Origin of the sequence: Veillonella parvula, from assembly GCF_002005185.1 — a bacterium.
Lineage (GTDB): Bacteria > Bacillota > Negativicutes > Veillonellales > Veillonellaceae > Veillonella > Veillonella parvula_M.
This window is the reverse complement of the sequence record NZ_CP019721.1, coordinates 804568-826969: the sequence shown is the minus strand read 5'-3', so window position 1 is coordinate 826969 and position 22402 is coordinate 804568. Positions and strand designations below refer to the sequence as shown.

Annotated in this window: 21 protein-coding genes and 1 tRNA gene; 1 reads left to right on the top strand and 21 read right to left on the bottom strand. The window is 39.5% G+C overall.

The window, feature by feature from the left end:
- Nucleotides 1-92: 92 nt before the first annotated feature.
- The 16 genes from B1A77_RS03655 to B1A77_RS03570 form a co-directional block, all read right to left on the bottom strand.
- A complete protein-coding gene (locus B1A77_RS03655) occupies nucleotides 93-1037 on the bottom strand; it encodes a DMT family transporter (protein ID WP_077707969.1) in 945 nt (314 codons plus the stop codon).
- Nucleotide 1038: 1 nt separating this feature from the next.
- The gene (locus B1A77_RS03650; protein WP_077707968.1) at nucleotides 1039-1515 is read right to left on the bottom strand and encodes a NanQ anomerase/TabA/YiaL family protein; all 477 of its coding nucleotides are present in this window, start codon (nucleotides 1513-1515) and stop codon (nucleotides 1039-1041) included.
- A 282-nt stretch (nucleotides 1516-1797) separates the two neighbouring features.
- Nucleotides 1798-3864: an elongation factor G gene (gene fusA, locus B1A77_RS03645; RefSeq protein WP_077707967.1), complete on the bottom strand. Its 2067-nt coding sequence runs from the start codon at nucleotides 3862-3864 to the stop codon at nucleotides 1798-1800.
- Nucleotides 3865-4376: 512 nt separating this feature from the next.
- The gene (hydE, locus tag B1A77_RS03640) at nucleotides 4377-5495 is read right to left on the bottom strand and encodes a [FeFe] hydrogenase H-cluster radical SAM maturase HydE (protein ID WP_004697827.1); all 1119 of its coding nucleotides are present in this window, start codon (nucleotides 5493-5495) and stop codon (nucleotides 4377-4379) included.
- 4 nt (nucleotides 5496-5499) lie between these two features.
- On the bottom strand, nucleotides 5500-6246 hold the full coding sequence (locus B1A77_RS03635) for a YaaA family protein (protein ID WP_077707966.1): 747 nt from the start codon (nucleotides 6244-6246) through the stop codon (nucleotides 5500-5502).
- Entirely contained in the window at nucleotides 6224-6826 is a 603-nt protein-coding gene (locus B1A77_RS03630; RefSeq protein WP_004694153.1) for a hypothetical protein, read from the bottom strand. The genes B1A77_RS03635 and B1A77_RS03630 overlap by 23 nt, the downstream gene beginning before the upstream one ends.
- Before the next feature lie 336 nt (nucleotides 6827-7162).
- The gene (locus B1A77_RS03625; protein ID WP_077707965.1) at nucleotides 7163-8422 is read right to left on the bottom strand and encodes an Nramp family divalent metal transporter; all 1260 of its coding nucleotides are present in this window, start codon (nucleotides 8420-8422) and stop codon (nucleotides 7163-7165) included.
- A gap of 19 nt (nucleotides 8423-8441) precedes the next feature.
- Entirely contained in the window at nucleotides 8442-9191 is a 750-nt protein-coding gene (locus B1A77_RS03620; RefSeq protein WP_077707964.1) for a hypothetical protein, read from the bottom strand.
- Between the two features lie 211 nt (nucleotides 9192-9402).
- Nucleotides 9403-9493 (bottom strand) — tRNA-Ser (locus B1A77_RS03615).
- A gap of 50 nt (nucleotides 9494-9543) precedes the next feature.
- The gene (locus tag B1A77_RS03610) at nucleotides 9544-9978 is read right to left on the bottom strand and encodes a Dps family protein (protein ID WP_004697769.1); all 435 of its coding nucleotides are present in this window, start codon (nucleotides 9976-9978) and stop codon (nucleotides 9544-9546) included.
- A 358-nt stretch (nucleotides 9979-10336) separates the two neighbouring features.
- Complete coding sequence (epsC, locus tag B1A77_RS03605; RefSeq protein ID WP_077707963.1) at nucleotides 10337-10948, bottom strand: serine O-acetyltransferase EpsC; 612 nt, start codon at nucleotides 10946-10948, stop codon at nucleotides 10337-10339.
- 139 nt (nucleotides 10949-11087) lie between these two features.
- On the bottom strand, nucleotides 11088-12002 hold the full coding sequence (cysK, locus tag B1A77_RS03600) for a cysteine synthase A (RefSeq protein WP_077707962.1): 915 nt from the start codon (nucleotides 12000-12002) through the stop codon (nucleotides 11088-11090).
- A 214-nt stretch (nucleotides 12003-12216) separates the two neighbouring features.
- Nucleotides 12217-12843, bottom strand: coding sequence for a hypothetical protein (locus B1A77_RS03595; protein ID WP_237301819.1), 627 nt, complete (start codon nucleotides 12841-12843; stop codon nucleotides 12217-12219).
- Nucleotides 12844-13078: 235 nt separating this feature from the next.
- Nucleotides 13079-13576: a preQ(1) synthase gene (gene queF / locus B1A77_RS03590; protein ID WP_077707960.1), complete on the bottom strand. Its 498-nt coding sequence runs from the start codon at nucleotides 13574-13576 to the stop codon at nucleotides 13079-13081.
- Nucleotides 13577-14164: 588 nt separating this feature from the next.
- Nucleotides 14165-14398: a hypothetical protein gene (locus B1A77_RS03580; RefSeq protein WP_009352006.1), complete on the bottom strand. Its 234-nt coding sequence runs from the start codon at nucleotides 14396-14398 to the stop codon at nucleotides 14165-14167.
- Between the two features lie 358 nt (nucleotides 14399-14756).
- Complete coding sequence (locus B1A77_RS03570) at nucleotides 14757-15119, bottom strand: hypothetical protein (RefSeq protein WP_077707958.1); 363 nt, start codon at nucleotides 15117-15119, stop codon at nucleotides 14757-14759.
- Between the two features lie 105 nt (nucleotides 15120-15224).
- Between B1A77_RS03570 and B1A77_RS03565 the strand changes: the two genes are divergently transcribed.
- Nucleotides 15225-15962, top strand: coding sequence for a copper amine oxidase N-terminal domain-containing protein (locus B1A77_RS03565; protein ID WP_077707957.1), 738 nt, complete (start codon nucleotides 15225-15227; stop codon nucleotides 15960-15962).
- A 126-nt stretch (nucleotides 15963-16088) separates the two neighbouring features.
- On the opposite strand, the gene B1A77_RS03560 is transcribed toward B1A77_RS03565, so the two are convergent.
- The 5 genes from B1A77_RS03560 to hisC all read right to left on the bottom strand — a co-directional run bounded on the left by B1A77_RS03560 (nucleotide 16089) and on the right by hisC (nucleotide 22365).
- Nucleotides 16089-16484 carry a hypothetical protein gene (locus tag B1A77_RS03560; protein WP_077707956.1) on the bottom strand — a complete coding sequence of 132 codons (396 nt, stop codon included), beginning with the start codon at nucleotides 16482-16484 and terminating at the stop codon, nucleotides 16089-16091.
- 127 nt (nucleotides 16485-16611) lie between these two features.
- Nucleotides 16612-18228, bottom strand: a complete 1617-nt coding sequence (locus B1A77_RS03555; protein WP_077707955.1) for an AsmA family protein — start codon at nucleotides 18226-18228, stop codon at nucleotides 16612-16614.
- A 221-nt stretch (nucleotides 18229-18449) separates the two neighbouring features.
- Entirely contained in the window at nucleotides 18450-20282 is a 1833-nt protein-coding gene (locus tag B1A77_RS03550; protein WP_077707954.1) for a carbon starvation CstA family protein, read from the bottom strand.
- Nucleotides 20283-20583: 301 nt separating this feature from the next.
- Nucleotides 20584-21210, bottom strand: a complete 627-nt coding sequence (hisH, locus tag B1A77_RS03545; RefSeq protein ID WP_077707953.1) for an imidazole glycerol phosphate synthase subunit HisH — start codon at nucleotides 21208-21210, stop codon at nucleotides 20584-20586.
- A gap of 78 nt (nucleotides 21211-21288) precedes the next feature.
- A complete protein-coding gene (hisC, locus tag B1A77_RS03540; RefSeq protein WP_077707952.1) occupies nucleotides 21289-22365 on the bottom strand; it encodes a histidinol-phosphate transaminase in 1077 nt (358 codons plus the stop codon).
- Between the last annotated feature and the right edge of the window lie 37 nt (nucleotides 22366-22402).

Below are 22402 nucleotides of genomic sequence, written 5' to 3'. Positions count from 1 at the left end.
GCATGTATACAGTATCTAAAATATACTGTATGTTATAACAAAAAACACATATACCACGAAACGTTTTCTGTGATATATGTGTGCTTATCAATTTATTCTAATATTGTTTTATTCAGTTTTGTCAGTACCTCTCGTTTAATAGTTCGTTGTCTATCCCAAGCAATGATAACAACGGTAGCAATAATCATAGCCATACCAATTAGCCCTAATAGACTAAATTCATTTCCTAAAAAAGCCCACCCAAAGAAAGCCGCCGAAATAGGTTCAATAGATGACAAAATAGAGCCTGGTACGGCCCCAATTCGTTTAACCCCTTCTAAATAGGCATTAAAAGATACTATCGTCCCTAGGAATATGACATTGAAACAACCAATAACAGTCCATACGTCCCACACTGCATATGAATTCGGTTGATGGAATAATATCGCGGCTACAATACCACTAATAAGCATCCCAAACCCTACAATAGGCAATGTGCCATATTTGTAGAGTAAATCAACAGGAGAAATACTATATACGGCTACACCCACAGCAGATAAAAGCCCCCATACGAGAACCGCCATTGGGAAGCTTTCAATAGAAAGACCATCACCATTCCCCATTAAACAAATGGTCCCCACTAAGGCCAGTATAACAGAAACCATTTCCCCCTTGGATGGTCGTTTACCATAGCGAACCAGCAGGTAAATAATAATCATAGACGGCGCCAGATATTGTAATACCGTTGCAATGCCAGCTCCAGCTAAAGCAATGGATCTGAAGTATGTATATTGACATAATGCCATTCCAAATACGCCAAAAACAATGAGCCCTAGCGTATCCTTTATACTATGAAATACATTAAAGATAGAGTTTCCAAATCTAAACCATGCATAAATAACAGTTAGTAAACCTGCTGTAATCAATCGCATAGTTACTAGCCATTCCAAATTCATATCTCTAAAATTGCTTAAGAACTGTACGGATGCACCTGATACGCCCCATAAAACAGCCCCTAATAGAGTTATAATAACACCAATAACTTCATATTGTTTCATGCTAGTCACCGAGCAAAGATACGTGAACTTTCACAACCACCTTACGGATTTTAATAGGTTTATCGTTTACAGCAAGCAAAGGCCGATGAACATCAGAGGGGAAGAATACAGTGTAGTACCCTTCTGGGCAATGGATTTGCCCTTCATCAACCGCTTCATTAGGATAAAAATAGCAATCTCGATCTGGATAGGACTCCACAGGTTTAACGAGACCTTTATCTACGAAAAAGCCCATGTTTTCCTCGCCGCTCACCATAAATTGGATATCTACATAATTACGATGCGATTCCGGTTTTGTAGCTTCAAATAGCTTTGTTTCTACATCGTCTACGTTGGCATACATCATGTCGCCCTCAATGGCATGACGCCCTCCAGGCAACACTTTCAAATCTGTATTTTTCAAGAAATCCAAAGCACGCACGATGGCTTTAGGATAGCCCATTTTTGTATAATCTGCGGTAATACTAGAGAAAAACATACACAATCCTTTCACAATATCTATGGATATGGCACCACAATAAACCAATTATATTACCTTTTATGTTAGCACATATATACATAAAGAACTAGCTATTCTCTTATGTAAAAGCCCTCCATACGCTACATATATGGAGGGCCTCAGTAAAATACTATTCAAATTTATGACTTACGTCAATTATTACACTATGAAATTGTTACAGTATTAAATTGTTACATTATGCAATTGTCTATTCAGTTGTAGTGATTCAAACTGTATTAGATACAGCATGTGGTCATTACCTTATTCTTGGGTTTTATAAGCAGCGATAATTTCTTCCGCTTGCTTATGTGGAACCTCTTCATAGGTATAGAACTGACGGTTAAATACACCTTGTCCTTGTGTAATGGAGCGCAATGCAGTCACATAATCGGACATTTCAGCCAATGGTACTTGTGCTTTAACAACAGAAATACCTGTTCTTTCACTTTGTTCCATGCCTAACACACGACCTCGACGGCTATTCAAATCACCCATGATGTCGCCCATGAAAGCATCTGGCGCAAACACGTTGACTTCATAGATTGGTTCTAATAGGACTGGTTTCGCCTTAGGAATCACATCCTTGATAGCCTGTGACGTAGCTACTTTAAATGCTAACTCTGAGGAGTCTACGCTGTGGTAAGATCCATCCAAGAGTGTCACTTGCACGCCAATCATAGGATATCCTGCAATTAGGCCTTTATCTAGGGTTTCTTTGGCACCCTTTTCCACTGCTGGTATGTATTGTTTAGGTACAGCACCACCAAAAATTTTGTCTACGAATGCAAATTCGCTACCATCATATAATGGATCCACTTGAATCTTAACGTGACCATATTGACCATGACCGCCACTTTGTTTCTTATACTTAGACTCGGTTTCAGCAGAGCCTTTAATGGTTTCGCGGTATGGAATATATGGAGCCACAAGTTTAGCTTGTACGCCGTATTTACGGTCCATTTTATTGAGGATATGCTCAAGATGTACTTCACCCATACAATCAATTTGTAATTGGCGAGCTTCAGCATTTTTCACTACTACGCAAGTAGGATCTTCTTCTGCCACTTTAAGAACAGCACTAGCTAATTTTTCCTCCTCACCTTTTTTCACTGGCTCCATAGCCACAGTGTATAGAGGTTGAGGAAAACGGATAGCATCGTATGTCACTTTAAAGTCAGGAGCCGTTAATGTATCGCCGGTCTTAGCATTGGCCAATTTCGGTATCACTACGATATCGCCAGCTTTTGCAGCAGATACAGGGATTTGTTGCTTCCCGATAAGGGTAACCATCTTGCCCCATTTTTCTTCTACACCTTGGTTTACATCATAAAGGCGATCGCCTTCTTTCAGTTCACCAGAGAAGATACGTACAAAGCTTTGTTTGCCTGCGAATGGGTCTAACAATGTTTTAAATACGAATGCAGTTAATGGTTTATCTACATGTACAACACATTGTTCGCCGGTTTCCGCATCAGTTGCGGTCATCACTTTTTTAGTTGCATCCGGCATGTAACGGATCATACGATCCAATACTTGATCTAAGCCAATACGAGATGTGGCACTGCCACACATGATTGGGCACACACGGCCACTAATCATCCCTTCACGCAAGCCTTGGCGGATTTCCTCTAAGGATAATTCTTCGCCTTCTAAATATTTTTCCAACAACTCATCGCTACCTTCAGCCGCGGCTTCTACGGTCATTTCCCGAATTTCTTGAGCCTTTTCGATAAGGTGAGCTGGTACAGCGACCTCTGTTGGTTGGCCGTCCTTATAAGTAAACGCAGTCATTTTCGCTACGTCTACAACGCCTTCAAAATCGGCACCTTCACCGATAGGAATCTGCAATGGCATAATGCCTTTGCCAAATAATTCCCGCATTCTTTCAATAGTACCGAAGAAATCGGCACCATCCACATCCATTTTATTGATAAATGCCATGCGTGGCATTTGTAATTCCACTGCATAATCCCAAGCGCGAACTGTGTCAGTTTCTACACCAGATGTGGCGGATAGTACCATCAACATACCATCGCACGCACGCAAAGCGGCACGAACTTCGCCATGGAATTCATTATAGCCTGGAGTATCTACGAAGTTAACCTTATGGTCATGCCATTCACATGGAGCCATGCCCAATTGGATTGTTACGTTACGTTTAATTTCTTCAGGTTCAAAGTCCATAATATGTTTATTGTCTTGGCCTTTACCTACGAAATCAACCGCACCAGAGGTTAACAACAAGGATTCAACAAGAGCTGTTTTACCTGCACCATCGTGGGAAACAACAGCAACGTTTCTAATTTTATCACTACTGTACTCTTTCATCGGAATCGCCTCCTTAATGGCAAATTACGGCTTTTGCTAATACATTTCGACACTACAATAAAAAAATCCTCTTTTTCTGAGAAAAATTTCTTAGAAAAGGAGGATTATATACTAATACTAAATTAGCTACCTACCAAATAAGCAAATCCATCAATAAGTAATATAAAAATAACACCAATAATAAAGAGGATAATTGATGTAATAATCCCTATAAGAAATACTTCCCATCTTCCCTAAAGAAAATTTTAGTATTCCTATGTAGATCCTAAACTTAATTAAATTATTAATAAGACTTTATCGGTATATCCTATATATAGATGGGACTAGTGTCCTCACAAAGTTATAAAAAAGACGGTCTGTACTTGTGCCGCAACATCAGGAACGAGGAGCAAACAAGTATAGGCCGTCTTTTTTAATTAAGTTGTCGTTATGTAACGGGGCCCCATCTATATATAGGCAATACTAGTGGTAAATATATAATTCACTAAAAGATATAGGTAAATCATAGAATACTAAAATTTTCCCGTCCGTTTGCCGTAGTGTTTGGAGTCCCCATTTTGTTTCCAACCTACTGTATCACCGATGGACATTACGCGGCGCGTCAAGCAGTCTTTACATTGTTCTGCATTGTCGTCCACGCAAGGTTTATTATCATATAGCAAATATTTTGCACGGTGTTCAGGAATGGTGATGATAGGCATAAGGATATTTGCACCTGCGGCTAAGCCTTTTTCACGGCCTAGTTTATCTAGTGCTTGTAACGCCGTCGTAGCTGCAATGTTTACGTCTTTCAAGAATAAACGAGTTAAGGCAATCATCTTGAGGCCCAGTTGAACTCGACGCAATTTACCTGCTTCGTCATCGATGCCCATTGCCAATGCTTCTTGACCTAGTGGCGTATCATGATGCACCACATAAGGGCCCATACCGATCATGTCGATATCCATATCGCGATAGAACAAGATATCATTTACGAGATCATCTTCTGTTTGCCCAGGTAGACCAATCATAACACCTGTGCCAACTTGGAAGCCTACGCGACGCAAACGACGTAAGCATTCTACGCGCGTTTCGAAGGAGTGCAATTCATCACGAGGATGAATCTTATGGTATAAATCTGTATTGGTTGTTTCAATGCGTAATAAATAACGACTCGCACCGGCTTCACGCATGCGGCGGTACGCCTCTTCGCTTTGTTCCCCTACACACATCGTTATGCCAAGAGAACCATCACCAATGGCTTTAATATCGCGAATTAAATCCACAACATAGTCTACAAAGGCATCATCACAGCGTTCACCAGATTGGAGTGTAATGGAACCATATTCATGATCGTACGCCCACTGTGCCATCTTGATGATATCTTCACGATTCATATCAAAGCGTTCCGTCTTATCATTTTCACGACGGATACCGCAATAATTACAATTCTTAATGCATCGGTTTGAGAACTCGATTAGGCCGCGATAGTATGCTACAGGCTTTACGTATTTTGCCTTCACTTCGTAGGCCTTTTTATATATCAACTGCAACTGTTCTTCATCAGTTACAGACATGAGAAATCGCAATTCCTCCTCGGTCAGCCATTCATCGCCGACGAGGTCTTTTGCAAGAATGTCTTGCACTTGCAAACAATCACTTCCTTTCGTAACGAACCGTCATCGATTCGCTTGGTATGGTAATGGATTCAATGTCAGAGACACAAGTAAATCCATTAACTTCGCGCGGCAAGTCCCGCACATGTTTCACTTGTTGAGTTAGACATTCATGAGCCATCACACCGCGACTCATTTTGGAGGACGTACTCATCTGCTTAAACGTATCGCCCCGTAATTCCCAAAATTCAACGGTTACCACCTTTGGATGGTTCACCATTTTTGCATATTCTTTAGATGCTAGGTTTAGAATCCAATCTTCCTTGTGAAAGTATGCGTCCACCGCTTCACGCCATGTATCGTATAGATTAATGCCCACCTTATCGACCATATCGAGTCGATAGTCGCGCACCCCCATATTAGGTTCAACGATGCCATACAATGCAGACAGCACAACGAGATGGCTTTCACCAAAGGCCTTGGCTTCGTCAGATAAGTTCGACCAGTCCAAATATTTGAAAGCAATGCCATCGTAACTTTCACAGGCACGACCTACGGGATGAGCCTCAAAGGACTGATAAAAATCAAAAAGAGCCTGTGCCTTATCATCCTTAAGTTTTAATGCCTTTCCAAGAGCCGCTACATCAAGGGATTGTACATGTGTTACAATTTCTTTCGTGATGTTCGGCTGAAATTGACCGTCTCGGACTGCATGATGTACTGCCTCAGCGTTGCTAGCAACATCGGTAATCGTTTTTGTCTTACTAGGAGAGAGGACGATTTTCATGGGATAATTCCGCCTTAATAGATTCCTCTGTCAAATTGTCGATCAATTCAGGGTTCCACAACATGAGAGGCACCGCCACTACGTGGCTTGCTTTCAATTCTTTACATAATTTAATGCATTCTTTAAGGTAATTAGAATCTTCATCTACAAGGTCGCATACGATAACCACGTGACGACCTTTAAGATTTACACCTTCATAATCGATGCTTTCAGCAGATACTGTAAGCATGCCTGTTTCCAAGCGGCCTTCGCTCATATCGTTCAAACGAGACATCAACACATGCTCAAGCATAGTAGATACAGGTGTCACTACGCGGCCAATGCCGATAAGAGCCTCAGGTTGTGCATGAACGATAACTGTTTTCTTCCGTTTATCCGTTCTGAACTCAATAAGGGCTTTTTCTAAAGCACCAAAAAATACGAATAACTGCCAAGGATCAAAAGAGCCTGTTTGGAACATATCGATAACAGAACCATCCTCATCCATATTGAGGCGCGTCAATAACTCTTCAGCAATGTCGTTAACCACAACACTAAAATCAGATTGTATTGTCTCTTGTACGTTGATTTCCTTTGCCATTAGGGCCTCCTAATTTTCCATATATCACACTGCTGAGTGATACTCTCAACAGATATTATATTATTCTTAAAAATATTATTCTTAAAAATATTTTTCTTAATTATACTATCTTTAATTGTACCATATTTTATACCCCTCTTGGGTATTCAAAGATACGCGTTTCACATAATGGATACGTTAGCAACATGGCAAAAGGACCGCCATAGCGGTCCTTTGTATTCTAATCTTGTATTCTAATGTTGTACTCTAATCTTGTATTCTAATGTTGTATTCTAATTCTGTATTCTAATATTGATTTTATAATAAACCTTTTGGTAACCAACAAAGAATATTCTATTAACCTACAATCAATAAGTAGATATTCATAATTGTAACGATGATACCTATGCCCCATAAGAGAATATTTGTAAATTTACGGTTCGCGTATTCTCCCATGACCTTGCGGCTACTTGTCATGTAAAGTTGCAAGAAGATGGTGATTGGTAATTGCAAGCTCAAGAACATTTGAGAGAACAATAATGCTTGGAAGGAATCTGTAATAAACACGATCAATAATAATGCTGGAATATATGTTAGTGCCAAGCCTAATCGCGTATGGAAGTCTTTCATATCGTAAGACTCGCCAAACATTCCTGCAAAGATACTTGCCCCCGCCATACCTGCCGTAGCAGATGAGGCAAAACCTGCAAATAACAATGCTATCGCAAAAATAATACCCGCTGCGGGTCCAATGAGTGGTCGCAACAACTCCTCAGCCTGTTCAAGCTCTGTTACTTCAATTCCATGAGCAAAGAAGACAGCCGCCGCCAATATAATCATGGCGGAGTTAATCATCCACCCAATCCCCATAGATAACAAAGTATCGAGGAATTCATAGCGTAACTGCCGTTTCATTATCGCTGGATCTTGTGTATTAAACTGGCGACTTTGGATGATTTCAGAGTGCAAAAACAAGTTGTGAGGCATAATTACGGCCCCTAATATACTCAAAATAACGAGCATCGATGTATTAGGAATATTAGGATCCACCCAACCGATACCAGCCGCTGCCCAATCCACATTGACCATATTTACCTCAACAAGGTACGCCAATGCGATAAGGGATACAAAGCCAGCAATGATTCGCTCTAATTTACGATAGGAGTTCGTAATGAGCATGACCGTACAGATAAGAGCCGTCAAAATGCTGCCTATCAAGATAGGAATACCAAAGAGCATCTTCAAGGCGATAGCGGCGCCAATAAACTCAGCCAAGGCCGTCGCTGCCGCCGCAATTCCTGCCGTGCTAAGCACAAAGCGAGATGCATAACGCGGTAAAAACTCATAAGCACATTCCGACAAGCATTGCCCGCGTACAATGCCTAAATGCGCCACATTATGCTGTAATAAAATGAGCATAATCGTGGATAGTGTGACTACCCACAATAATTCGTAACCATAACTAGCACCAGCTGCCAAATTAGCGGCCCAGTTACCTGGATCGATAAATCCAACGGTTACGATTATACCAGGTCCTATATATTTAAAGACCTCACTTACCTGCTGCTTACCGTTTTGATGAACAGTAAACAACTGTTTCTTTAAAAAATCAATCATTATAACCCCTTACCAAGAGTTATAGAGTGAACGTCATCTCCGTCTGCATACGAGCATCTGTTTTGGACTTTTTATCCTTGGAGTCAGCGTAACGAATGCGCACTTCATTATTTACCTTAACGCGAGAATCATCAATTTTGAATTTCTTCATTTTTTCTTTGATTTGCTCATCTGTTAAAGCGCGTTCTTCCGGTTTTGCTACTTCATCACCAGCCTTATCAAGAGCCTCTTGTTGATCCTTGGATACTTGATACGTCTTACCAGATTTTTTAGCCTTTTCAGCACGCTTTTCATCTAGTTTTTGACGGCGCTCATCAGTAGCTTTTTTATCGCGAGCAATACGGTAATCCATTACATCACGCATATTTTCTTGGTAAATACGCAGTGCATACTCTCGATCATTATCGTTCATTTGCTCACGTTTTGTGACTACCTCATCGATAAGCGGCATAAGCTCATCCTTTGTGTAGCTAGCACCATCAAAAGTAAATCCGTGGGTATCTGTAATAGCACCATGTTTAATGAGTCTTTGTAACGCTGTATACGTCCAATCATTAGGCGTAATAACATCTGAGTTTATATGCTGTTGTCCTTTACTAGAACTACTAACAGTCTCTACATCAGCACTTACACCATCCACCATAGGACGTGCACTTGGGATGGCAATACTTTCAGCATGACTAAACCCAATAGACGCAACGAGGCATAATGTGCCAATGCCTAACGCTCGACGGATACGATTCATTTGACGTGTATGTTTTGTATTCATAAGAGTCTCCTTAAAATTACATTTTATACAATCTATTATATGAAACCCCTAGACATACGTCAACTCTATAACCTTACACACCTGTGTCATTCAATACTAATAAGGCCTTGGACTCACTCGAATCCTCACAAATTAGGCCTATATAAATAATATAATAAATTCACTATATTATACAAAAAGACCCCACATCGAGTGATGTGAGGTCTTTACATGGCGGAGGATTAGGGATTCGAACCCTAGCGACGGTAACCCGCCCTAACGATTTAGCAAACCGTCCTCTTCAGCCTCTTGAGTAATCCTCCATGCTTTACTGGGTAATCATATCATACCCAATAAGGCATTGTCAATCGTCTTATTTCAGCATAGATTCGATGAACCAGATCTGTTTTACATAGTATGCAACGTGATCTTCCATCATGCTTACGAGCAAGAAATCACCTTCTTCATCAGCTGCTGCACGAATTGCTACAGCTTGATCATTCATGTATTTAAAATCTTTAAGAAGGATATCAATTACCTTTGCTTGAGGAATGTCTTCTTGTCCCAATTCTTCGATTTTAGTCAATTTTGCGTATTCTGCAGAATTTACCAATGGAAATTGACCTTGCATTTTCACATGTTCTGCTACGGCATCAAAGTATTCAAAGGCTTCATCATAAATGGATTCCAAGTATTCATGAATAGATTTGAATTGCGGACCAGTTACATTGAAGTGTAGGTTATGTAATTTTACATTCCATACGGAAAGATCTGCTAAATATTGATTTACTTGTTGTACGTTTTTCATAATAATACTCCTTTTATCGTTTAATTCTCAATTACAGTTCATTCTAAAAGCAGAACAAACTCAGTTGGCTTATATGCCATCAATTCGTTTATTTAATTCATAATCAATATTGATTATGTTTATATTCTAACAATAATGATTTTCCATGTCAATATATGAACAAATATTTTCATATAAAATTTCGATGAAATGTATCAGTCTTGTACAAAACATAACTCACAATAACAATAAACCAAAGATCTTACAACAATAGAGCCTTTTATCAATCAAAAAACCTCTAACTACTAGTTACCTTATAGTTAGAGGTTCATATCAATCTATAGTATATATTCTTTTATAGTATTTATATTGGCCTATATTAAATATAGTATTCTATGTAATTATCAGGGATTTTCTTCTCCTCTGCTTGTGCAGCAGTTGCATTGCGACTAGGTTTACGAACATACATATTTTCTGGGTCTGTTTCAAAAATTACCATATCCTTAGGAATATCATGTTTAATAACGAGATTACAGCCAATCTTCGTGCGCGCCCCAATCGTAATGTCCCCAAGAATCTTTGTACCTGTACCGATAAGTACTTCATCTTCAATGGTCGGATGACGTTTAACCTTTTTAGAGGACATACCACCTAAAGTCACTTGATGGAACAAGGTTACATTATCCCCTACAATAGCCGTTTCACCAATAACAACGCCCATACCGTGGTCGATAAATAAACCACGACCGATTGTTGCACCTGGATGGATTTCGATACCCGTCACATGACGAGAATGTAGTGCTACACGGCGAGCCAAGGTCGGCCACCCCGTCTTATAAAGGCGATGGGCAAAAAAATGCCAGAACAGCGCCGTAATATGCGGATATGTCCATATAACCATCCACACACTTGTGGCAGCTGGGTCAGAATCCATTACGCGCTTAATATTATATTGAATTTTGCCCCATAATTCACGCAAACCTTGCATCATAGTGACTCCATCTCAAATTACTCTACTCTCATTCTACTCATATAATAGATATATATAGTATACAACATGTTTGGTCTATATTCCTATATATAAGGCATTTTATCGATATAAAACTATTAGTTCATCTATTCGAAATCGATTACTTCACGTATTCATTATTGCCGAAGTCCAAGAGGGATAAATATTTCTCTACTCCATCAGGTGCAATAACAACGATATTTGCCTTAGGTTCTTCCCGAGCAATGCGTTTTGCCACTACAATGGCCGCCCCTGCGGAAAGACCGATAGAGATACCGTTTTCACGCATAAAGGTTTGCACCTCACTAAAGGCTTCTTCATCGCTCACAGTTTGTACGCCGTCCATCAAGCTTTGGTCAAAGTTTTCAGGAATGAAACCAGCCCCAATGCCTTGAATTTTGTGAGGACCGCCCTTGCCTTCGGTGATGGCAGGAGATCCAGTTGGCTCTACAGCAATAGCCTTTACATCAGGATTATGTTCTTTCAATCGTCTTGTAACACCTGTGAAAGTACCACCCGTGCCGATACCCGCTACAAATACATCGACGTTCGGCACTTGTTCTACGATTTCAGCACCCGTTGTACGGTAATGCATATCTGGGTTTTCAGGGTTTACAAATTGGCCCAAGGTGAAAGCACTTGGATACTTCTCTAAAATTTCGTTTGCTCGTTCAAGAGCCCCCTTCATGCCAGTTTCTTTTGGAGTTAAGATGAGTTGTGCCCCGTAAGCCTTAATAAGTTCACGACGTTCTTTACTCATGCTTTCAGGCATGATAATCACTGTTTTAATATGTAGAATAGCGCCTACCATAGCAAGAGCAATCCCCGTATTTCCACTCGTCGCTTCTACGATAATACTATTTTCGTGAATGCGACCTTGCGCCTTTGCAGCCTGCAACATGCCGAGTACGGCACGGTCTTTTACAGATCCACCTACATTATATTTCTCAAGTTTTACATAGATATTAGTATTTGGTAATTGATATACCGGTGTTTTACCGATAAGTTCAGTTGTTTGGTTTGTTACTATGCTCATCTAATCCTCCATCTAGCGATAGATGATAAAAATCGCCCTTAGGAAAATCCCAAGGACGATATTATATTTCACCTTGTTATTCACTATACACGGGATATAACCGTTTATGTATTCTAATTAATACAACCATACTCTATCATCTGTATTAATCCATTGTCAAGAGAATGAGAATAGCTTTTAAAACCCCCAAAATACAGGAAATAACTAGGTTCATCTATTTACTTGTAAGAATGTCCACCACGATATCCCAAGTGATAGGCACCAATATGATGGCTAGAGCCAAAGCAATAAAAAGAACGGCTCCCACCAATACACTTAGACGAGGAACTAAGGATATGGCAACGCTCTTAGCCAAACCAGATAGTTTGCTAAAATCATGATGCAACGCTACATGGCCCCATAAGAAGCCTGCTACTACATAGGAAATTATATAAGGATCTAGCAGTAGATGCGTAGACAGCTCATTATTTTCATGCATAATGCAATTGATAACGGGTGAGACTAGTACATTCACTAGCATAGCTAAAACCTTGAACCACACAACGCAGACAATATATGTCCACATGCTCCTCTTGGTCATCCAGAGCATGTATAGGAGTCCTATTATACTTGCTCCCAGCGATCCTTTCTCACCTTCCATGTATCGCTCCATCCAAGATGGCTGATCCTTGCCTGACTCTACTTGGCTGTAGTAAAAGGATAGATTTCTTTCACCATGTGCTACATCGACAAGCCCCAAAACTTGGAATAACACAAGCAAAAACATGATAGCTACAATGACTTGGAAACTTTCACTAAAGAAAATATCCATAAAATCAACATCAAGATGACCTATGTTCATAAGGTTGCCGTATATATCGTAAAAGGCTAGATATACAGCATTTGTTAGGAACAGGTCCATAACAAATAGGAGCAACACAAAAATAATATAGCCATTCCATCGAGTCCATTTGCTTTGTGATTCTATATAGGTATTTGACCCTACCATAATCGACGCAGGGTGTATAGACAAGGTCACACCGATCATAAAAAACATTATAAACGATGTGACCATTGTTAAATATTCGTATGCCATATTAACGGTATGCTACACGCTCTGGCTGCATATCGTGGAAGTGAAGGCGCTCTTTTGCAGTCTTTTCCCACTCGGTACCTGGCTTGCCATAGTTTGCGTATGGATCGATAGATAAACCACCACGAGGCGTAAACTTGCCCCAAACCTCGATATATTTTGGTTCCATCAACTTTACGAGATCTTTCATGATGATGTTGATGCAGTCCTCGTGAAAGTCCCCGTGATTGCGGAAACTAAATAGATATAACTTCAAAGACTTGGACTCTACCATTTTCTTATCTGGAACATAAGAAATATAGATTGTCGCAAAATCTGGTTGACCTGTCATAGGGCACAAGCTAGTGAACTCAGGACAATTAAATTTAACAAAATAATCGTTATCAGGATGTTTGTTATCAAACGCCTCTAACACCTGTGGTGCATAATCAGTAGGGTAATCGGTCTTGTGACCTAACATCGTTACCCCTTGTAACTCTTTTTCAGATCTGCCGGATGCCATAAGGAACCTCTTTCTATATCTTCTATAACTCTATCATTAAATATATTGAATAATTCATGTAACACTTAATTATAGCATATAAGGAATTAACTAAAGCACTACATTCTCATGCAATTCATCAAAGGTAAAAGCATATTCTTCTACACGCACAAACTCTTCCCAATCACTAACCAATACTTAGAAGCTGCTATTAATTAATAATACTTAGAATAAAAGTCCATTATACTTAAGCCACAGATATAAAACTATTGCGATAAAAGGATATAGCAACATATATCGAGCTAATTTTTTACCATTATGATATTGTGGAGAAGATTTTTTTGTATTGTAATAATCATCCCTGATAAGTAAATTAAAATTACACCTAAAATCGTGCTACTCATAATTATCATAAAATCATCTATAAACCAAAATACATATCCTAATAGCCCAACATAAAAATAAGAAATGACAATAAATGTTTTAAATAGCTTTGGAAAACACATATTTAAAGACATCTCTTTATAGCCTCTATTATTTGTCCAAGCTAATATATAAATCTTTGTATATATACATAAAGTTATAATAAACCAACATAAAAATAACCCTTTATATCCCCACATGCTTATCTCTTTCTTCTTTTTCCTTCACCAATTTATATTTCTGATACTCAACAAAAAGACCATAGGTTATATTAACACCTACACTAGCAGTATACGATAAAGGCGCACCCGTCCCTAACGTTCCAGCTGTGACTCCATCACCACCTAGTAGAGCACTTAATGATTGAGCTACATCAGGTTTTTCTTTTGCAAATAATTTAGATAATTCTTGATAGACCATAACGTCCTATTGGGTTTAAATGATCATAATCTTAAAATCACTTCAAATATAATCATTTTTTTAAGAGCTTATATATAAAGTACCATCCCAACATAAATACTCCACTAATAATATAAGCACTACCATAGAAGTATATCCAAAACTCGTCACTTATAACCTCAGGATCCATAACAAGCATTAATGTAATGCCTACTAAGAAAAAAATCATTCCACCCCAAAAGATTAAATTAAATATTTTTAAAAACATTTTCACCTCAATACTATACTAACGCTTATCAAGCGCTTCTCATACTTTTTATATCTTCATTTTCTTAAATATCATTTGTCTGTATCCTTTTTCAAATCATATTTAATTCTATCATCTATATTCCTTACTAAGCTTCTTTTGAGAATCAACAGAATATTGCTTTATTTTCCCGCCAAAGGATCTGCTTTTCTTAAAAAGTAAAAAAATGAACAAAGATTTTTCATCATATAATTCATTAGCAAAAATATCGCTTATTGTATGCCCCTCTAAACAGAGAATTGTAAAAAAAACATCTAAATCCGACTCTTTAATAACGCATTCATCATTAATCCAATATTCCCAAACAACATTATTAATCCATATATGCTTATGTGCCAGTAGATATTTTCCACCATGAGAAAAATCATTATCTACTATTATATTAACACTATTAGTCGTAGGTTGAGATATAAAATTTATACCAGATATAGACATATACTTATATAAATTGTGTAAAATTAAAATTTATAATAAAATATTCATATACATTTGGTAACGTTAATACATTCAGAATGATATAACACCTTATGGAGGTCACTTATGAAATTAAAACAGCTTATTTTATCTAGCATTGCCGTTAGTGCATTAGCTTTCACATTTGGCACGGTACAACCTGCACAGGCGGCTATTGGCATGGAGAGTCCAGGTCCCGCTATGAATCTTGAAAAGCCAGCATCTGTTACGACTGCTCATCACATCAATGTAGATGGCAAGGTTGTTGAGCCTATTAATGGTCAGCAAAATGTAATCTATGTAGATGGTCAACCGCTCGTAGCATTGCGCCAAGTATCTGAAGCATTGGGCTATAAAGTAGCGTGGGACGAACCTACTAAAACAGCGTTGGTAGATATGAACATCGCTACATTAGCAATTCAACCAAATTCTGCAGAAGTTGTACGCCATGGCAAATTAAAGGTTATCAACCTTGATACATCTGAATCCTTCTTGCCAGCAGCACGTAAGGTAGCCGGCACTATCTTTGTAAAACCACAAGTGTTCAAATTATTATTGAACCAAGTAAATATTACAAAAGATGAAATCTTCATCGCCCCTCAACGTGCACAATTGGCATCTACTACAAATACAGAGGTATCTCACAAAAACGACCTCAGCACCTTCTTGCCGCCATCCCAAAAGGATGTAAAGAAAGTAGATCCAAAAGCGACTGAAAAACCGCTTATTAAAATCAAAAATTCGTTAGCTAAAGATACAACAACAGGCGATACAGAGTCTAATAAAAAATCCGAATACCAACGTCGAAATGGCTTAGATCGCTAATCCCTAGGCATACAACAAAAGGTCCCCAATGGACTGCTCCCCCATTAGATATAATCTTAGGGTGTACAGTCCACAAGGGACCTTTTTATTCTGTAAATGTAACTGAAATGATTATTTCAAAATCAATTATTTGCCAAAACCATAGCGGTTAAGTGCCGTATTACCATTACCATATATAGCCATGATTTTCGCCATGAAATAGTCAGCTACTGCTAGAGAGTATGCTGCAATATCATTGTAATCAGAGTATTTTGGTGCAACATTAGTCACAGTAATGTTTTCAATAGTAGTACTAGCTTTAGGAGTAGTCAATTTATTTGTAGTAGGTGCAGGATCTGTAACTGTTACAGTAGAGCCCATAGCTGGATTAACGTAACCTGTTGGAGTAGATACTGGTGGACGTTGGGAATCAGTATATTTATAGCCATAAGAAGCGTCCGCTTGTTGAGGTGCCAATGTAGCTACGCCAAACGCAAGAACAGTGGCTGCCAAAACGATAGATAATTGTTTAGATGCTTTCATAAAAACCTCCATAGTAAGTACTAAAAGAAATGCGTGATTATCAAAAAAACTGATAACGGAGATTTATTATAAACTTGTTATTTAAACTCACAATGAACTGTTGTAAACATCATTAAAATTTCATTTATCAATTAATTTTGACTCTTTCAATACTATCTTTTACGGAATCCATTTGACGTTTCAAATCTTTCATGGATCCTTTTACATCGTCAGGAACCTTGACATCTTTAAGACCTTTTGCCGATTCCGAGGCACGCTTACTATTTTCACTAGCTTGCTTCATGCCCTCTTTAATTCGGTCCATATTCTCATCCAGCTCATTTAATGAGTCTTCATCATAGAGAATAAAATTACTGCCCCCGTGGGACGTAATATTGAGTGGCCCCATCGTGAGCTGCCCATCATCAATACGCAACGCATTCGTGGAAATTGTAGTGACCCTCGTATTTACTTTCACATCACTAAAGGAGAGATGACGCCCCTTATTGTGAAAGTTCCCTGTAATGCTTTGAATAGGTATGAGCATATAGTGACCTTCACCAGACCAGAAATTACCCCACACCTCCATATCACGAGGCATGCCTTCGCTTTTAAAGTTCAAATTAGCAGATACAGGCACAAGAAACTCTGGTGTCTTAAGGGCTACACTGCTGTCTAAATCCTTTGCTACGCCAGTAATCGTATAGGCACGAGTGTCCAAATTATAAACACCTTTTGCCTCTAGCTTACCGTTGAACACATTGGCATTGACGTTAGAGAAGTTCAATATACCATCTTGGTATGTCACATCGCCTACCACATTATCAAAGGTCAATGCAGGAATTCGCAATATAGGCATCGTTACCCGACCTTTAGCAAAAGGTCTGTTAAAGTCACCCGTCACCTCTGTGAGCAAGGTCATGGCATCGTGGATATTCTCACCGAATCCAAGGGATGATGGATCTACGCCTTTCACATCAAACTGTAAATCCAGCTGAGGCATGCGATGTTTTAGCACATCTTTTAAGTCTACTCTACCTTTTAAAACAAGTCCATCACCAATAGCAGTGCCGCCAAATTTACCAGTCTCCATATCAATATGTATAGCACGATTACTATCTAGGACTATCCTAGCATTTACATCCTTCATCACATAGTGACGATTGCGATCAAAAATCTCAAGTTGGTTGTTTCGCAACTTAATTGTTAGATCTAAATGTTGGCCCTCCCAATTAAAGTTTCGCACCCGCTTACCTAACTCCTCTTGTCGCTCTTGAGTAGTCTTTCTAGGTACCTTAGGGCGTGGCGCTACCTCATTAAGAGGCTTCTTTACATCAGGCGATGGTGGAACAAAATCGATTCGGTTGTTTTCATCCAAATCGACGACGATGACCGCATCATCTAGCTCAATACCATTAATAGCGGAGGCTTTAAAGTTGTGCGTCACCACATCCCACATGTTAACTCGTATCTTACCGCTAGGAACTGTTACTAGTTTTCGCCCATCGGGATCTGTCCATACTAAATCAGTAAAGGATAGCGTTCCCCACGGCGTGGCAGATAAACTTTCTACAGTCACAGTACCGCGCATCATGGTCTGGCGGGCCATAACCTCATTAAAGATAACGCCCATCCCGCGACTAGCAATAGTGGCAAGCACAAAGAAAACGATGGCTCCTATGGCAAGAAAAGCAGCAATACCTTTAAGGCCTTTCTTATACAATTGTTTATATTTTGTCCAATAGGAACGTATATAATGTTTCATAGCCTTATTATATCATGTTGAGGATGTAAGTATTATTTTGATTGGTCTTGTTATATTACTACACTTAGATTGAAAAGGAGAGCCTATACCGTATAAGCGACTTAGCTCGCTTTGGAGCGAAGAAGGTATAGACAACGCTTTTTAATTTAAATGTCGAGTTAAAGTTGGGCCCCATCAACCTAATGCTAATAGCTTAAGAATTGACGCCCAAGTTAAGGAAATTACGCTTTTACGCCTTTGCCGTATTTTACAAGACTTTCAGCTTCAATTTCTTCTTGAGTGCGATAATCTTGAGGAATATTGGACAAGCGAATCCAGCTGCGTACTGCTTCTACCAATACGATAAGGATCATGAGGAACATGGCAGCACTGAATGCTACTAGAATCCATTTACCAGCTGGGATATAGCTATTAAATACGTTTTCAAAGTCTGCAGCAATCGCAACGATGGCCATTAAGATACACGGAATACCTGTAACCCATGCATAGCGTTTGCGGCCAAGTCGCATAATAACAGTAGTACTTACAGCCAATGTCATAGTACCTAATAATTGGTTAGATACGCCGAATAGAGGCCAGATAATACCGATGTTACCTTGTAGAACTAGGTAGCCCCACAAGATACAAATTAAAGCTGCACAACCATATACGCCAGGAGCCCAATGTTGGTCGTTGAATTTAGGATGGAAATGACCTAATAATTCTTGAAGCAAGTAACGACCTACGCGAGTACCAGCATCAATCAAAGTCATGATGAACAAGGCTTCGAACATGATACAGAAGTGATACCAGTAACCCATCAAGTGATCCATGTTAGGCAATCTGGAGAAGATATGAGCCATACCTACTGCAAGGGATACGGCGCCACCAGGACGGTGCATCAAGTCTTCCCCAACCATTGCGGACAATGCTGGCAATTCATGTACTTGAAGACCTAGTGCTTTAAAGGATTCTACTGTGGAGTTAATAGCGAAGTAATCGTCTGGATGCAATGCAGTGGCTGCAATCAACGCCATCATAGCGATGAAGCCTTCTGTTAACATCGCACCATAACCGATAGGTAAAATTTCTCGTTCATTAGTAAGCATTTTAGGTGTTGTACCTGTAGCAATAACAGTATGGAAGCCAGATAACGCACCACATGCGATAGTAATGAAGATGTAAGGGAATACGGAACCTTTCAATACAGGACCGCCGCCATAGATATAAGGAGTAATAGCCGGCATCTGAATTTCAGGCATTACGATGATAATACCAAGTGCCAATGCGCCGATTGTACCGATTTTAAGGTATGTAGACAAATAGTCACGAGGAGCAAGTAACAACCATACTGGTAATGCAGCTGCAAAGAAACCATACACAGCAAGCATAATTTCAATGGTTTGCAAGTCGTATGTGAACCAAGATGCATATTCGCTAGCCGCTATATTTGGACCATAGACGATAGCTGCGAAGATTAAGGCTACACCAATAATAGTCGCCTCTTGGATTTTACCAGGACGCAACCATTTCAAATAAATACCAATAAAAATAGCGATTGGAATGGTAGCAAATACGGAGAAGAATCCCCAAGGAGAGTTATGCAATGCGTTAGCTACTACTACGGCCATACCAGCGAGGGTAATGATCAATAGGAATAAGGTAGCAAGCATAGCACCGAAACCAGCTAGTTTACTGATTTCTTCGCGAGCAATATCCGCAATCGATTTACCATCATAACGAACAGAAGCAAACAAGATAACCATATCATGCACAGCACCGGCTAATACGGAGCCAATGAGAATCCATAAGGCACCAGGTAAATAGCCGAACTGGGCTGCGATAACAGGACCTACAAGTGGGCCTGCACCAGCAATTGCTGCAAAGTGATGACCAAAGGTTACCCATTTGTTGGTTGGCACGTAATCGTGACCATCATTGTGAACCATAGCTGGCGTTGGGCGATATTGATCCAATGTCAGTACCTTAGCCGCTATAAAAGCCCCATAAAAGCGGTACGCTAAAATTAGAATACACGCGGAGGCAATAACTAAGTAAATACCATTCATAACCATATAAACACCTCCAATAATCACGTGACATGGAGTATATGAATATTACTGATAAAACTTATGTATCCATGCCACAATGGCTTCCTAAAATGTTAGTACTTACAACATTATTGTATAACTAATCAACAAGGTGTCAATTATTAATTTCTCATTTTGAAAGTTAAGTATAACTATAAAGCATAACAAAAGGCATTCTCTACCTATCAGAAAATGCCTTTACTATTTTATTTTGATAAAAGTTATCTATTGCCTTACCACAATACCTATTTCATGAAGTACTTTTCTGATATCTTTTATAGTTATATTATTTCTTTGTCGCTCCATAAACTTCTGTAATCTTGCCAAATGTACGCAACAAATTTAGACCTACAACACCACTTTTTTCGGGATGAAATTGCATTCCATACACTCTGCCACGTTCTACAATGCCAGGTACATCGATACCATGATTTGCAGTAGATGTAATATATTCAGGATCTGTATCCACATAATAGGAATGAACGAAATATGTATATTGATCATCTACATTATTAAAAGTACTATGAGGCTGGTGTACTACATTTTTATTCCAACCCATATGAGGCACGCTAAGACCAAGGTTGCTAGGAATTTCTTTCACCATACCGGGAATAAGGCCTAAACCGGGAGTTGGGCCGTATTCTTCAGACTCTTCAAATAAAAGTTGCATTCCTAAACAAATACCTAATAAAGGAATTTCACGCTTTACTACCTCATGAATGACATCAACTAAACCATGCTCTTTTAGAACTGCCATCGCCGGCGCATATGCGCCTACACCTGGCAAGAGAACACCATCAGTGTTTAATATGGTCTCAGGCTCCGCAGTTAGCACTGCATCAAGGCCGATATAGGCTAAGGCTTTCTGGACATTGAAGGTATTCCCTGCATCATAATCTATAATGGCAATCATAATAAACTCCATTCTATAAAATGAAATCCGATATCATAAAACAAATCTTAATACTATCTGTGATATACCCTATGTGGATTAATGCATAAATTCTTTTAATATCTGGCGCATAACATCCCCATCTTGAGGCATTGGAATCGTAAGGCGTAACCATCCTTCTCGTTGACCTCGGCGCACTTGGTAACCTGATTTAAGCCAAGCATCTGCAAGACCTTCCGCATCAGGTGATGCAAAGAAGATAAAATTAGCTTTGCTCTTATAGTAGTGAATGCCTAACTCATCAAAGAGGCTTTCCCATTTTGCTCGTTCCTCTGCATTTTGAGATACCGTTCTCGCCAAGAATTCTTGATCATCGAAAGCGGCTTCTGCTGCCACTTGAGATAATGTATTCAGATTGTACGGTAAGCGAATGGTTTGCATATAATTGGCCAATTCTAAAGGAGTCATCATGTAGCCTACACGGTAGTTGGCAAGGCCATAGGCCTTCGAGAAGGTACGCATGATAGCCACATTAGGAAACTCATCCAAGAGCGCACGTGCCGTAGGAACTGCTACGGAAGTGACAAAATCGATATAAGCCTCGTCTACGATGACCAAGGTTTCCTTTGATACAGCTGCTACAAATTTGCGGATATCTTCAACAGATTCATAGGTGCCCGTTGGGTTATTAGGATTACAAATCCACACGAGGCGTGTCGTTTCATCTACAGCTTTCACGAGAGCAGAAAAATCATACTGCCCCGTTTCAAAATCAGCTGGCACCTCGCGAATCTCAGCACCTTCCACGAGGCCATTCAAGGCATATTCCGAAAAGGCTGGCACGCTTACTACGATGGAGTCACCAGCAGTAATCAATGTTTTATTGACCATGGCGATGACCTCATCTAGACCTACGCCGATGATGAGTTGCTCAGGTTGCACCTGCCAGTAACTCGCTAATTTCATACGCAAATCGGTAGCATTACCATCCGGATAATAGTTGGCATCATTATGTGTTACATAGCTAAGGATAGCCTCCCGTACCAATGGCGATGTGCCGTAAGGATTTTCATTCGCCGACAAGCGCACCAATCGCTCTACACCAAGTCGCTCTTTCACCACTTCAGCCGGCTCCTCAGGTATATAAGGTTTCAATGTGCGAATTATCTCTTTCATAGGCTATCCTTTCTAACTATTTTCTTAACGCATATAA